This is a genomic window from Acidiphilium iwatense, assembly GCF_021556475.1.
Lineage (GTDB): Bacteria > Pseudomonadota > Alphaproteobacteria > Acetobacterales > Acetobacteraceae > Acidiphilium > Acidiphilium iwatense.
In genome coordinates this window covers 1-13,883 of sequence record NZ_JAKGBZ010000065.1, presented here as the reverse complement: position 1 = coordinate 13,883, position 13,883 = coordinate 1, and the positions used below count along the sequence as shown (strand labels likewise).

Here is a 13,883-nt window from a genome sequence, read left to right as displayed (position 1 = left end):
CGAGGCTGAGCTTCACCACATACTTCTTTACGGCACTTTGTTTCGCGGTCACGAACCATCTCCGTCGTTGCGGAGTCATCGAATCGAAGGTCCGCCGCAAAATCAATGACGGAGGGTACTAGCGCCTGCGCGCGGGTGATCGGCGGCGTGGTGGCGCAGACCGGCGCGTCGAAGGCATCGCGCGTCGAGCCGAAACCGATGGTCCAGACGCCGACTGGATCTTGATAAGGCGTCGCGCTGAAGCCCTCGAAGGGCTGGACCAATTTCACCGTCGCGATCGAAACGGCAGTCTCCATCAGACCACGTCCTCCGCCCGGATGAAATAGTCTCCGAAGCGTGACCGCAGAGCCGTTTTGAGCAGCTTGCCGGTGGCGCCATGGGGCAATTCGTCGATAAAGATCACATCGTCCGGCACCGACCAGCGCGGGACCTTGTCCTCGTAGAAGGCCAGCAGCTCGGCCTTGGTCAACGATGCACCCGGCCGCAATGCGACGATCAGCAGCGGCCGCTCGCCCCATTTGCGATGCTTCGCTGCGATCGCCGCCGCCTCGGCCACTGCAGGGTGCGCGACGGCGATGTTTTCCAGGGCGATCGAGCTGATCCATTCGCCGCCCGATTTGATCAGATCCTTGGTTCGGTCGGTGAGGTAGACGAAACCGTCAGGATCGATGGTGCCGACATCGCCGGTCGGAAACCAGCCATCCGCAGTGGTGCCTTTAGGCATTCGGTAGTAGCCGGTCGCAACCCAATGGCCACGCAGCTCGATATTGCCCTGGGTCTTGCCGTTCCATGGCACCTCGGTCGCTTTTTCATCCCGCGCGCGCAGTTCGACGCCGAAGATCGTCCTGCCCTGGCTCAGGCGCTGGTTTGCCGCGGCATCCGCGTCGACGCCCGCCACCGGTGCTGCCAGAGTGGCGAGCGGGCTGCTCTCGGTCATGCCCCAGGCGTGGCGGATTTCGACGCCGAGTGCATCGAACTGCTCGAACAAGGCAGGTGGGCAGGCCGAGCCGCCGATTACCAGGCGTTGCAGACTCGGCAATCGTTGGCCGGTTTCGCGCAGATGGTCGAGCACGCCGAGCCAGACCGTCGGCACGCCGGCCGAGATGGTCACATGCTCATCCGCGATCAGGCCGGCGAGGCTTGCGCCGTCGAGAAACCGTCCAGGCATGATCAGCGAGGCGCCGCACGCCGCCGCCGCATAAGGCAGGGACCAGGCATTCACGTGGAACATCGGCACCACCGGCATCAGCCGGTCGGCCGCGCGCAAGCCGCACGCATCCGCGGCGTTGACCGCCATCGCCAGCAGCACGGTCGAGCGATGGCTATAGAGCACGCCCTTCGGCTTGCCGGTTGTGCCCGAGGTGTAACAAAGGCCGCTCGCCGTGGTTTCCTCGAAGCGCGGCCACTCGTAATCGCCGTCTTCAGCGGCGATCAGCGTCTCGTAGGCAGATACCGAGATGCTCGCGGGGAGCGTGCAATCCTGGATGTCGCCAGAATCGTTCAGAAACACGATGTGGCGCGGTCTCGCGGCCAGCTTCGGCACGACGGCGGCGAGGATCGGCGCGAAATCGACATCGGCGAAAATCACCCGATCCTCGGCATGATCGGCGATATAGGCGATATCGTCGTGCGCGAGGCGCGGATTGATCGTGTTGATCACCGCCCCAATGCCGGAGATCGCGAAATAGAGCTCGACATGCCGGTGGCTGTTCCACGCGAGCGTCGCCACCCGGTCGCCCGGTGCGATCCCGAGCCGGATCAGCGCCTGGGCGAGGCGCCGGGCGCGGCGTTCGGTTTCGGGGTAGGTCTGCCGATGGACGCCGTCGGGGCGGCGCGAGACGATTTCACTTCGCGGATGATATCGGGCGGCGTGGCGCAGCAAATCGGAAATCATCATGGGTTCGTGCTGCATCAGCCCGTGCATCGGCGTCTCCTCGTGCTTTACGCGAAACTGCCACAGAGCGCGGGGGGTGGGCTACCGAAATCGCAACATTCAGCGCCAGACGGCGAGGATCAGTCCGCCAGCGCAGATCAGCGAGCCGCCGACAAGGATCGGCGCGCCGGGGCGGAGGCCGAAGCCGAGAAAATTGACGATCTGCGCCATGATGAAGAACAATACCACATAGACGCCAAGTACGCGGCCAAAATCCCACGGACCGAGATTGACGAAGATGCCGTAAGCGGCGAGCACGGCGGTGCCGGCGATCAGCCAGGTGACCCGCGATGCGCCGGAATCATGCAGGCCGGCGCGCATCAGCGCATCGCCGCCGACTTCCAGCGCCGCCGCGAGAACCAGAAGCAGCAGGATCGCGAGCGGTTTCATCCCGCTTCGTTCAGCAGGTCGAGCGCCGATTGCAGCATATAGGCTGCCGCCGCCGCATCGACGCGCGCGGCACGCTTGGCGCGCGACAGATCGGACTCGATCATAGCCCGGTTCACGGCCGCCGAGGACAGGCGTTCATCCATCATCGCCACCGCCAGCCCGGTTGCCGCGGCGATCGCGTGAGCCCAGTCCCGCGCCGCCTGCGCCGCCGGACCGAGCGAGCCATCCATCGAGAGCGGCAGGCCGATAACGATGCCGCCTGCCCCTTCCTTGGCGGCAATGTCGCGAATCGTCTGCGCCATTTCCGCAAGCTTGCCGCGCTTCATGGCGCCATAGGGGGAAGCCAAGCGGCGGCTCACGTCGGACAGAGCGATGCCAATGATGCGCGAGCCGGGATCGAGGCCGATGAGACGAGAATTGCGGGGCAACGTAGCTACCAGGCCGGTCAGGTTGAACAGTGTCATGGTGGCGTTTATGGTCCGGTCCGCACTGAAACCCAAGGGATCAATCCATGTCGCTCGACCCCGCGATGGTTCGCCGCATCGCGAAACTCGCCCGCATCCGCCTCGCCGATGACGAGGTGCCGCGCCTGCAAGGCGAACTCAACGCCATTCTCGGCTATGTGGAACAGCTTGCCGCCGTCGATGTCGACGGCGTGGCGCCGCTGACCGGCGGGGCGCAGATGACCATGCGGATGCGCGAAGACCGGGTGACCGACGGCGGCATCCCCGATCACGTGCTGGCGAATGCACCGGACCGGATCGGCGATTTCTTCGCGGTGCCGAAGGTGGTGGAATGACCATGCTCGATTTGACCATCGCCGAGGCGCTGGACGCGCTGGCGGCAAAACGCATCTCGGCGGTCGAACTGACCGAGGCGCATATCGGTGCGGTCGAGGCGCTCAATCCGCGGCTGAACGCCTTCATCACCACCACGCCCGACATCGCGCGCGACCGGGCGAAAGCGGCGGACGCGGCGCGTGCTGCTGGCAATGCCCCTGCCCTTGCAGGGATTCCACTCGCGATCAAGGATTTGTTCTGCACCGAGGGTGTGCGGACAACCGCGGCCTCGAAGATTCTGGCGCCGTTCATCCCGCCCTATGAGAGCACCGTGACCGCGCGGCTCAAGGCCGCTGGGAGCGTGATGCTCGGCAAGGCGAACCTCGACGAATTCGCGATGGGATCGTCGAACATCACCTCCGGATTCGGCCCGGTGGAGAATCCGTGGCAGCGGGCGGATGGCGCGAAGCTGGTTCCCGGCGGATCGTCCGGCGGTTCGGCATCGGCGGTTGCAGCACGGATCGCGCTGGGTGCGACCGGAACCGATACAGGCGGTTCGATCCGCCAGCCCGCTTCGTTCTGCGGCATCGCCGGAATCAAGCCGACCTATGGCCGCTGCTCGCGCTTCGGTATCGTCGCGTTTGCCTCCTCGCTCGATCAAGCCGGATCGATGGCGCGCACCGTCGAGGATTGCGCGATATTACTTGGCGCGATGAGCGGATTCGATGAAAAGGACAGCACATCGGCCGATCGCCCGGTGCCCGATTTCCGTGCCGCCTGCGCGCGTGGGGTGAAGGGGCTGCGGATCGGCATTCCTGCCGAATATCGCGTCGACGGCATGGCGCCGGAGATCGAAAAACTCTGGCAATCCGGCATCGACTGGCTGAAGCGCGCGGGGGCGGACATCATCGATGTGTCGCTGCCGCACACGCAATACGGGCTGCCGGTCTACTACATCGTCGCACCTGCCGAAGCGTCATCGAACCTTGCGCGGTATGACGGGGTGAGGTTCGGTGCCAGGGTCGACGGCGAGGATCTGATCGATTTGTACGAGCGCACCCGCGCCGCCGGATTCGGCGCCGAGGTGAAGCGCCGGGTCATGATCGGCACCTATGTGCTGTCGGCCGGGTATTACGACGCGTATTATCTGCGGGCGCAGAAGGTGCGCGCCCTGATTCTGCGCGATTTTACCGAGGCTTTCGCGAAGATCGATGCGCTGCTGACGCCCACCGCGCCCTCGGCCGCCTTCGCGATCGGCGAGAAAATGGACGATCCGGTGACGATGTATCTGAACGACGTGTTCACGGTTCCCGCCTCGCTCGCGGGGGTTCCCGCGATGAGCATCCCCGCTGGGCAGGATGCGCGCGGGCTGCCGCTCGGGTTGCAGGTGATTGGCCGACACTTCGATGAGGAGACGGTATTTGCCGTGTCCTCGGCGATCGAACGCGCGGCGGGGTTCACCGCCCTGCCCGGCTTGCGCGCGGGAGCGACGCCATGAGCTACACGATCGGGGGCGAAACCGGCCCATGGGAGCTGGTGATCGGGCTTGAGGTTCATGCCCAGATCATATCGAAATCAAAACTGTTCAGCGGTGCTGCAACCGAATTCGGTGCGGAGCCGAACAGCCAGGTCAGTTTCATCGACGCGGGATTTCCCGGCATGTTGCCGGTGATCAACCGCGAATGCGTGGCGCAGGCGGTGCGAACCGGGCTTGGGCTGGACGCACGGATCAATCTAATTTCGCGGTTCGACCGGAAGAATTATTTTTATGCCGATTTGCCGCAAGGCTATCAGATCAGCCAGTACGATCAGCCGATCGTCGGGGCCGGCACCGTCGAGATCGAGCTGGAATCGGGCGAGACGCGCAGCATCGGCATCACGAGGTTGCATCTCGAACAGGATGCCGGCAAGTCGATGCACGATCAGCATGCGAGCAAATCCTTCGTCGATTTGAACCGCTCGGGCGTCGCACTGATGGAAATCGTCAGTGAGCCGGATATGCGCAACCCGGAGGAAGCTGGCGCGTATCTGCGCAAGCTGCGCACCATTCTGCGCTATCTCGGCACTTGCGACGGCAATATGGACGAAGGTTCGATGCGTGCGGATGTCAACGTGTCGGTGCGCAAACCGGGCGAGGCATTTCGCACCCGTTGCGAGGTGAAGAACGTCAATTCGATCCGCTTCGTGATGCAGGCGGTGGAGACCGAGGCGCGAAGGCAGATCGAGGTTTGGGAATCGGGCGGCGTGGTCGAACAGGAAACCCGCCTGTTCGACCCGGCGCGAGGCGTGACCCGTTCGATGCGCAGCAAGGAAGATGCGCATGACTACCGCTATTTCCCCGAACCGGATTTGCTGCCGCTGGTGCTCGACGAGACTTGGGTTGCGGCGCTGAAGAACGACCTGCCTGAATTGCCGGATGCGAAACGGGCGCGGCTGGTGCGCGATTTTGGAATTTCCGCCTATGAATCGGCGATCTTCGTCATGGAGCGGGCCACCGCGGATTTTTTCGAAACCGTGGCGAAAGGGCGCGATGCGAAGCTCGTGGCGAACTGGATGCTCGGCGATTTTTTCGCCGCACTCAATCGTACCGGACGCAACATCGAGGATAGCCCTGTCAGTGCCAAAAACCTTGGTGCCCTGCTCGACTTGATCAGCGATGCGACGATCAACGGCAAGATCGCCAAGGAGGTGTTCGAGATCATGGTCGAGACCGGCGATACGCCGGGTGCGATCATCGAAGCGCGCGGGCTCCGGCAGGTGACCGATACCGGCGCGATCGACACCGCGATCGATCGGGTGCTCGCCGCCAATGCCGACAAGGTGGCCGAGTATAAATCGGGCAAGGAGAAATTGTTCGGCTTCTTCGTCGGGCAGGTGATGAAGGCGATGGCGGGCAAGGGCAATCCGGCTTTGGTGAACGAGGCGCTGAAGACGAAATTGGGTTGATGAGCGCCACGTATGAACGCCTATCTCGGTCATTGAGGTCGGCGCGGGTATCGATCGGGATGCGATGATGGTTCGCAGGCTTCGCCTCGGCGGTCTTGCTGTTCTGCTCCTGCTCGCCGCAATCGGTCCGGCCGCGGCGCGAAGCCGCCCTCTCGCCTCGGTGGATCGGCCGATCGCGGGCCTGGTGCCGCCGCTGAGCTTGCGCATGAAAGATGTGGAGACCGGCAAGACCGTCACCGCTGCCGATTTCAGGGGCAAAGTGGTGATGCTGTTTTTCGGCTATACCAATTGCGGTGACGAGTGCCCGTTCACCCAGTACCGGGTCGAACAGGTGTTCAAGACGCTGGGTCCGCTCGCTTCACATGTCGTATTTTTGTTCGTCACCGTCGATCCCTACCGGGATACGCCGCAGGTTCTGCGCTATTATATTGGGTTGTTCGGCCCGCATATGGTCGGGCTGCGTGGCACGCCCAACCAATTGTTTCGACTCGCGAGGCGTTATCGCGTGGTGTTTTCGGTGCAGCGCTCGAAAAACCCGGCGCACTACACCGTAACTCATTCCGCCGCGATCTATGTGTTCGGCGCGCATGGCGACGCGCGGTTCATGATTACCAAACTCGGGGTGGCGTTAAAGCCGGATATTGCCGGAATCGCGCACGATCTTCGGACATTGATCCGGCATACTCAGCGCAGCGTTGCGAGATAGGCGGCGATGGCGCGGCGTTCAGCTGGCGTCATCGAGCGGGCAATGTCGTGCATCGCGTAATTGCCGCGGGATGCGTCGCCCGCGATACGGCGCAGCGAGGCACGGGTTTGAGATGCGGGATTGCCGATGAGCCGCCCTGCCCCGGTCGCCGCATTGCCTTTGAGATCGGCGCCATGACAGGCTGCGCAAGGCAGAATGCCATGGCTGTTGCCATGAGCGACGAGGCTTGCGCCATCCGGTGCGGCGGCACCGAGCAGCGCCGCAAGCACGAAAAGACCGGCAGCGCACATCAGCCGATCAATTTGCGGATCAGCGCTGCATCCTTGCCAAGATCGGGATGCGAGCCGGGTAGTGCGGTCAGCACGGCGACGGCCTTGCCGTCGGGCGCGAACAGATAGGTGGCGTCGCTATGGCCGATGGCGGAGACTGGATCGGGCGAATCGGGCCCGGCCGGCGCCTTGTAGAATACGCCGTAGCGCTTTGCCGCCGCCTCGAGTTCGGCGGGTGTGCCGCGCAGGCCGGTGAAGACCGGAGGGGTGCCGAATTTCGCCATGAAGCTTTTGAGGCGCGCCGGGGTGTCGTAATCGAGATCGACGGTGACGAACGCGATGCGCAGCTTCCGGCCATCGACGCCGAGCATCCGAACCAGCCGCGCCGCATTCTGCATGGTGAGCGGGCAGGTATCCGGGCAGCGGGTGAAACCGAAATAGAGGATCACCGGATGGCCGCGAAACGCCGCTTCGGTGACGATCTTGCCGGTTTCGACATTCTCCATGCGGAAGGCCAGCGGTTTCATATGACCGTCGAGTTCGACATAGGCGGGCGGTGCCGGTTCGGTCGCCAGGGCGTTCGGGACGAGCGCAGCGGCGCAGACCATGCTGCCAAGGCCGGAAAGCAGGGCGCGGCGCCCCAGATTGAAGGCGATGCTCATAATGCGGAACTCCTGTCGACCGCCTTGATACGATGGACTGTCCGTTGCTCCAAGTCATCGTCGCGTGAAACGACGGTCGTCCGGCTTGACCGCACGCCGCCCGTCGCTCATGCCGCTCGGCCATGAAATCCGCCTCGCCCGCACGCCAAGCTGCCGTCGTCATCCTGCTCGCGACCGTCATTCGCCTGATCCTTGCCGGAGGCATGGGACTCGGCATCGACGAAAGCTACATGGTTTCGGCGTCGCATGCATTTCAGTTGTCCTATTTCGACCATCCGCCGATTTCCTGGTGGATGGAACTGGCGATCCAGCGGGTGACCGGGCTGCATGGCCCGCTGATCGTGCGCCTGCCCTTCATTATGTTGTTCGCGGGCACCAGCGCGCTGATGTACGGTTTCGCCAGCCGGCTGTTCGGCGCCCGCGCGGCGCTCTGGGCGGTGATCGGGCTGAACATCTCGCCGGTCTTTTCGGTCGCTTTCGGCACCTGGGTGCTGCCGGACGGACCGCTCGATTTTTTCCTAGTTGCCGCGGCATGGGCGCTGTCCCGTGCGGTGGGTGTCGCCCGACCTGAACTCGACGCCGAGCCCGAACCGGGATTCTGGCCGCTCGCCGGGCTGTTCGCCGGGCTTGCGATGACCTCGAAATACAATGCGGCGCTCAATCTGCTCGGCGCCCTGCTGTTCCTGGCGTTCGATGCGCGCGGCAGGCGAGCTTTGGCCAGCGCCGGTCCGTGGATCGCCTGCCTGATCGCGCTTCTGGTGTTCTCGCCGGTGCTGATCTGGAACGCACTGAACGCCTGGGTGTCATTCGGCTACCAGGGCGCGCGCGCAACCGGCATCGGCATTCACCCGCTGCGGCCCTTCATCGTCTGGGCCGGTGAAGCCTTATTCATCGCGCCTTGGATCTGGGTGCCGATGGCGTGGCTGCTGGTGGAGGGGCTGCGGCACGGTGCTGACCGGCGGGCGCGGTTTCTTGCTCTGCTCGCGATCATTCCGGTTACACTGTTTTCGGTGATCGCGTTCTGGTCGGCGCGCAAAATTCTCTATCATTGGGCGGCTCCCGGCTATCTGATGCTGTTTCCCTTGCTGGGCGACTGGGTGGCGCGGCTTGGCAATGCCGCGCGGCGCTGGGTTGGCGCGGTTACGGCCGGCACCGCCGGGCTGCTGACGGTCGCGACGCTGTTCATCGCGGCGGAGCTGAGTTTTGGGATCGTGCCGGGGTTCAACGCGCTGTTTCCACCGGGCCACTCGCCCGAATTGCAGGCGGTCGACTGGCGCAGCTTCCGCGAAACCCTCGCCCGGCGCGGCGATCTCGACTGGCCTGACCTCGCGATCGCCGCCTTACGCTGGTATGATGCCGGCAAGATCGCCTATGCGATCGGTCCCGGCGTTCCAGTTGCGGTGTTCGAGGGCGACCCGCATGAATTCGGCATCACCACGCCGCCGCAATCGCTGATCGGCGAAAATGTCCTGATCGCGGCGATGCCCGGTTCGGAAGCGGCGATCATGCGGCGCTACGCGCCGCGGTTCCGGTCGATCACGGTGGCGAAACCGATCGACATTACGCATCATGGCCGGGTGTTATTGAAAATCCCGATGCTGCTCGGTCACGATCTGCGCTCCTGGCCGGCGGCTGCAAGTCGGTGACGGGGCGCGGCTTCGCCGGTCACGCCGTCGGTTCGATGAAGCGGGGAAACAGCCCCACCGGCGCCGGAAGCGCCGCGCCATCGGTGAGCGGCCGGTCGAGCGACGCGAAATCCCGTGCGTCCGGTGCAACGGCGAGCAGGTCGAGCAGGCGCGCCATCGTGTCCGGCATGAAAGGCTGGAGCAGAAGCCCGATCACCCGCAGCGCCTCGCACAGCACGCGCAATACCGCCACCATCCGGGTAGGGTTGGACTTGCGGAGAGTCCAGGGCGCCTCACGATCGATATAGGCGTTGGACGCGCGCACCAGTTTCCAGATCTCTTCCAGCGCCTCCTGAAAGGCCAGCCGGTCGATCGCGCCGCGCACCCGATCGGGCAGCGCCTCGGCGATCGCACGGAGCGAAACATCCGCCTCGGTGGCGACGCCGCGCGCGGGCATCGTCCCGCCCGCGTTTTTCGCGATGAATGACAAAATGCGCTGGGCGAGATTGCCGAGATCGTTGGCAAGTTCGACGTTCAGCCGGCTGATCAGCGCGCGGCGGGAAAAATCGCCGTCATTGCCGAACGGCATCTCGCGGAGCAGGAAAAATCGCAGCGGATCGAGGCCGAATTCATCGATCAGCGGCTGCACCGGCAGGGCGTTATCGAGCGATTTGCTCATTTTTTCGCCCTCCACCGTCCACCAGCCATTGCCGAAAATCCGGCGCGGCAGAGGCAGCCCCGCCGCCATCAGCATGGCGGGCCAGTAGACCGCATGGAACCGGGTGATCTCCTTGCCCACCAGATGCACATCGGCCGGCCAGAACGCCATGCGCGGATCGGTCATGTCGGGATAGCCGAGGGCGGTGAGATAGTTGGTCAGCGCGTCGATCCAGACATACATCACATGATCCGGCGCGCCGGGGACCGGAACGCCCCAGGAAAAGCTGGTGCGGCTGATCGAGAGATCGCGCAACCCGCTCCGCACGAAGCTGATCACCTCGTTGCGGCTCGATATCGGCTGGATGAAGCCCGGATGCGCCTCATACAACGCCAGAAGACGATCCTGGAACATGCTGAGTTTGAAGAAAAATGACGGTTCGCGGACCCATTCGACCGGCGCGCCGTAGGGCGAGCGTTTGACCCCGTCGGCGCCGGTGGTCAGCTCATCCTCGCCATAGAAAGCTTCGTCGCGCGTCGCATACCAGCCTTCGTAATGGCCGAGTTCGATCGCGCCGGCCGCGTCCAGCGCCTGCCAGAGCGCCGCGCAACCGCGCTTGTGGCGATCTTCGGTGGTGCGGATGAAATCGTCGTTGGAGAGGTTGATCGTGCGCGCCATGGCGCGGAATTCGGCGGCGTTGCGATCGGCCAGCGCCCGCGGTTCCAGTCCGGCGTCGCGCGCGGCTTTTTCGAGCTTCTGGCCGTGCTCGTCGGTGCCGGTGAGGAAAAAAACCTCATGGCCATCAAGCCGCTTGAACCGCGCCATCACGTCGGCCGCGATGGAACTGTAGGCGTGGCCGATATGGGGCGCGCCGTTTACGTAATAGATCGGCGTGGTGATGTAGAAACGCTTGGTCATGAAACCCGGATCTGGTGCAAAATCGTCAGGATGGCGGCGCGGGGATCGAGGTTGAGCCCATCGACTTCGGCCTCGATCCGCCCAAGCTCCTGCCAGAGTGAGGCGCGCGCATCAAGGGAAGGCTCGGGCGATCCGGCGCGTGCTTCGGCGCGCACTGCGGCGGCGAGTGCGGAACGCAACAGCCCGGTGAAGGTGAGGAACCCATCCTCGGCGCGAGCGACGGCATCGGCGATTGCGGCAGCTCGGCTGGGCGCCACCGCCCCACCCATTGCCTCGTCGACCAGCCCGGCCAGCGCGAGCCCATCCGATTCGGCAAGGGCGAGCGAACGCCCGATCGAACCTTCGGCCAGCGCCGCGAGGCGCGTGCGCCGTTCCGGGGCAATCTCCGGCAGGAGCGCGGCGAGCATGGTTTCGAGGATGGCGGGTTCGAGAGGCCCGAGGTCGAGCCGCCGGCAGCGGCTGCGGATAGTGGGCAGCAGCCGGCCCGGTGCGTGGCAGACCAGAAGCCACATCGCGCGCGGCGGGGGCTCTTCGAGAAGTTTCAATAATGCGTTGGCGGCATTGCGGTTCAGCGCTTCGGCGCCGTCGACGATGACGACGCGCCAGCCGCCCTCACCCGGCGTCAATCGCAGAAAGCGCCCGGCTTCGGCCACCGTGTCGACCACGATTTCGCCCTGCAGGCGTTTTTTCTTTTCGTCGTAGCGGCGCTCGATGACCAGGAGATCGGCATGCGAGCCGATGGCGACCCGCCGGAACACCGGGTTCGCGGAATCAAGCGCGAGATCGGGGCTGGCGCGGCCGGCGAGCAGCCAGCGGGCGAAACGGTAGGCAAGGGTCGCCTTACCGATGCCGGGCGGCCCGGCGATCAGCCAGGCGTGATGCAGGCGCTGGCCCATGGCGGCGCGGGCGAGTTCGCAGATCGCGCGATCCTGGCCGAGCAGCACGGAATTGGCGCGCGGCGAGATCATTCGAACAGCTTCTGGCGCACGAGGTTAGCGATGACCGCAGCAATCGCGTCGGCCGGACCGGAAGCATCGATCAGGACGCACCGCTCGGGTTCGGCCGTGGCGATCGAACGGAATCCTTCGGCGACCTTGGCGGCGAAACCGGCGTCGAACCGCTCGTAGCGATCGGGCGACGATCCCCGTGCGGCGAGGCGTTCGCGCGCCACCTCGGGCGGAGCGTCAAGGATGATGGTGAGGTCGGGTTTCAGGCCGATGATGCGGGCCAGGACCTTGATCGCGGCGCGATCCACGCCGAGGCCATGCCCCTGATAGGCCATGGTGGAGTCGGTGAAGCGGTCGCACAGCACGACGGCGCAGCGCGTCAGCGCCGGCCGGATCATGCGCCGGACATGATCGGCGCGTACGGCGAACACCAACAGCGTATCGGCGAGCGGATCGAGCGTTGTCGCCGGGTCGAGCAGCAGCGCGCGGATCGCTTCCGCCCCCGGCGTGCCGCCCGGTTCGCGGGTGACGGCGACATCGCGCCCCTGCTCGCGCAGCACGGCGGCGAGCCGGCTGAGCTGCGTCGATTTACCGACCCCCTCGCCGCTTATCTTACCCCCGTGGTTCAGTCTCATACCTGACGGTGAATTGCGCATGTTCCAATGCAATAGCAACCTTAACCCAAAAATGATAATGATCTTGCTGTTGTTGTGAATTGAATAGACTTGACCTGTGGATATCTCTGTGGATATGTTGTGAACAACTTTCGGGCTCTATTGGTAAGTAGGCTAATCCCTTCTGGAAATGAAGGCGGATGCTTGTGCGCCGAAAAGCCAATAGCGAGAGAATGTTAGCGGCGTCCCTTGCTGCCGACGGGGTTTTACCCTGGTTGCGCCAAGCCCTGGGCAATCAGCCCGCTGCTGGATCGCCCCTTCTACTGCCCTTGGTCGTACAACACGTGCCGGGCCTTCGGTTTCTGTTCTCTGACGATGGCACATACCTGGAGGAAGTGAACGCCTGGCAGCTTGCTGTCGCCGGTCGCACTTCCTCCCCGCACACCCGCAGGGCCAGATCGGCTGCACTTGTCGCCATCTTGAAGTGGTTTGAGGCGGCGGACCTGCGCTGGCAAGACTGCACCGAGTTGGCCCACATCAATCTCGTGAGGCAACACTATCGAGGGGCCCCTCCCGCGATGTCCGGGCGACCGCCGGGGAAAACACCGACAGGACCCAAGGTGAGGAAGGAAACCTGGAACCAATGGATGGTGCACTGGTACCAGTTTCTCCGCTACGCGGAACGAAAGGGTTGGATCGACGGCATCGGCTTCGAACTCTGGCAGGCGAAGCAGCGCGGCACATCTGAGCGGTTGATCGCCGCGTTGCGTCCGGAGGAATACCGCGCATTCGCCGGTGCCGCTCGAACCCAGCGCCTACGGGCAGGTTTGGCCACCTTCATTGGCACCGGGATGCGATCTTCCGAAGTCACGGCACTCAGAGACCACGATGTACCCAGCCAGACCGAATTTGCCGGCGTTCTATATCGCCCGTGGATGATTGTCGGAAAGGGGCAGAAATCCCGCGAGGTACTGTGGCCGCTGTCTGCGGCCAAAGCGGTTCACGCCTATCGGCTCGGCGAGCGTCGGCTCGCGATCGAGGCGCTGAAGGAGCGCTTGCGATCCGGCCGCGTGCCGATAGGCCAGACCTTTCTCATCCCGACCGCCAATAGGCACGGGACTGGATTCTAGGATAGCGAAACAGCTCCGCTTTGGTTGACGGAGAGCGGAGAAGAGCTTTCACAGGCACGGTGGGGGCGAGAGTTCCAAAGGCTTTCCGCGGCAACGGGAGTGCGCGCCACACCGCATTGGCTCCGCCACAGCTTCGCGATCGTGACACTGTCGATGCTGATCGAGCAGCAGATCAAGCTCGAGTTAGGGTGTGTCGTCATTTGACCGGGGGGATTGAACAAAACCGCTCTGCGGTAGTGATTTCCGGCTGATTTTGCGGCGCCGTTGATGGCGCACTTCACGCGACGGTCTCCTGTCTGAGAAGTT

General features: G+C 64.2%; 15 protein-coding genes. 6 read left to right on the top strand and 9 right to left on the bottom strand.

Features of this window, described 5'->3' with window-relative positions:
- From L2A60_RS18495 to ruvX, 4 genes are all read right to left on the bottom strand, one after another.
- The coding region (locus tag L2A60_RS18495) for a glycoside hydrolase family protein (protein WP_407932570.1) at positions 1-296 on the bottom strand (296 nt) is incomplete at its 3' end.
- A complete protein-coding gene (locus L2A60_RS18490; protein ID WP_235705950.1) occupies positions 296-1,924 on the bottom strand; it encodes a long-chain fatty acid--CoA ligase in 1,629 nt (542 codons plus the stop codon). The genes L2A60_RS18495 and L2A60_RS18490, both read right to left, overlap by 1 nt.
- Before the next feature lie 69 nt (positions 1,925-1,993).
- Positions 1,994-2,323: a hypothetical protein gene (locus tag L2A60_RS18485; RefSeq protein ID WP_235705949.1), complete on the bottom strand. Its 330-nt coding sequence runs from the start codon at positions 2,321-2,323 to the stop codon at positions 1,994-1,996.
- Positions 2,320-2,787, bottom strand: coding sequence for a Holliday junction resolvase RuvX (ruvX, locus tag L2A60_RS18480; protein WP_235705948.1), 468 nt, complete (start codon positions 2,785-2,787; stop codon positions 2,320-2,322). Before ruvX ends, L2A60_RS18485 begins: the two co-directional genes overlap by 4 nt.
- Before the next feature lie 47 nt (positions 2,788-2,834).
- Here ruvX and gatC point away from each other — a divergent pair, with 47 nt between their 5' ends.
- The 4 genes from gatC to L2A60_RS18460 all read left to right on the top strand — a co-directional run bounded on the left by gatC (position 2,835) and on the right by L2A60_RS18460 (position 6,754).
- Positions 2,835-3,122, top strand: a complete 288-nt coding sequence (gene gatC, locus L2A60_RS18475) for an Asp-tRNA(Asn)/Glu-tRNA(Gln) amidotransferase subunit GatC (RefSeq protein ID WP_235705947.1) — start codon at positions 2,835-2,837, stop codon at positions 3,120-3,122.
- Complete coding sequence (gene gatA / locus L2A60_RS18470) at positions 3,119-4,600, top strand: Asp-tRNA(Asn)/Glu-tRNA(Gln) amidotransferase subunit GatA (RefSeq protein ID WP_235705946.1); 1,482 nt, start codon at positions 3,119-3,121, stop codon at positions 4,598-4,600. The genes gatC and gatA overlap by 4 nt, the downstream gene beginning before the upstream one ends.
- Positions 4,597-6,048, top strand: a complete 1,452-nt coding sequence (gatB, locus tag L2A60_RS18465; RefSeq protein WP_235705945.1) for an Asp-tRNA(Asn)/Glu-tRNA(Gln) amidotransferase subunit GatB — start codon at positions 4,597-4,599, stop codon at positions 6,046-6,048. The genes gatA and gatB overlap by 4 nt, the downstream gene beginning before the upstream one ends.
- Positions 6,049-6,115: 67 nt before the next feature.
- Entirely contained in the window at positions 6,116-6,754 is a 639-nt protein-coding gene (locus tag L2A60_RS18460; RefSeq protein WP_235705944.1) for an SCO family protein, read from the top strand.
- On the opposite strand, the gene L2A60_RS18455 is transcribed toward L2A60_RS18460, so the two are convergent.
- Complete coding sequence (locus L2A60_RS18455; protein ID WP_235705943.1) at positions 6,733-7,044, bottom strand: c-type cytochrome; 312 nt, start codon at positions 7,042-7,044, stop codon at positions 6,733-6,735. The genes L2A60_RS18460 and L2A60_RS18455 overlap by 22 nt on opposite strands.
- On the bottom strand, positions 7,044-7,685 hold the full coding sequence (locus L2A60_RS18450; protein WP_235705942.1) for an SCO family protein: 642 nt from the start codon (positions 7,683-7,685) through the stop codon (positions 7,044-7,046). Before L2A60_RS18450 ends, L2A60_RS18455 begins: the two co-directional genes overlap by 1 nt.
- Before the next feature lie 122 nt (positions 7,686-7,807).
- Here L2A60_RS18450 and L2A60_RS18445 point away from each other — a divergent pair, with 122 nt between their 5' ends.
- Entirely contained in the window at positions 7,808-9,331 is a 1,524-nt protein-coding gene (locus tag L2A60_RS18445; RefSeq protein ID WP_235705941.1) for an ArnT family glycosyltransferase, read from the top strand.
- A 19-nt stretch (positions 9,332-9,350) separates the two neighbouring features.
- On the opposite strand, the gene metG is transcribed toward L2A60_RS18445, so the two are convergent.
- From metG to tmk, 3 genes are read right to left on the bottom strand one after another with little or no spacing between them, the layout of a single operon-like run.
- Positions 9,351-10,886: a methionine--tRNA ligase gene (gene metG / locus L2A60_RS18440; RefSeq protein WP_235705940.1), complete on the bottom strand. Its 1,536-nt coding sequence runs from the start codon at positions 10,884-10,886 to the stop codon at positions 9,351-9,353.
- Positions 10,883-11,854 carry a DNA polymerase III subunit delta' gene (locus tag L2A60_RS18435; protein ID WP_235705939.1) on the bottom strand — a complete coding sequence of 324 codons (972 nt, stop codon included), beginning with the start codon at positions 11,852-11,854 and terminating at the stop codon, positions 10,883-10,885. Before L2A60_RS18435 ends, metG begins: the two co-directional genes overlap by 4 nt.
- Positions 11,851-12,468: a dTMP kinase gene (tmk, locus tag L2A60_RS18430; protein WP_235705938.1), complete on the bottom strand. Its 618-nt coding sequence runs from the start codon at positions 12,466-12,468 to the stop codon at positions 11,851-11,853. The genes L2A60_RS18435 and tmk overlap by 4 nt, the downstream gene beginning before the upstream one ends.
- A 599-nt stretch (positions 12,469-13,067) precedes the next feature.
- On the opposite strand from tmk, the gene L2A60_RS18425 reads away from it, so the two are divergent.
- Positions 13,068-13,577 (top strand): site-specific integrase, encoded by a 510-nt coding sequence (locus L2A60_RS18425; RefSeq protein WP_235705937.1) that lies wholly within the window; start codon positions 13,068-13,070, stop codon positions 13,575-13,577.
- The last annotated feature ends 306 nt before the right edge of the window (positions 13,578-13,883 follow it).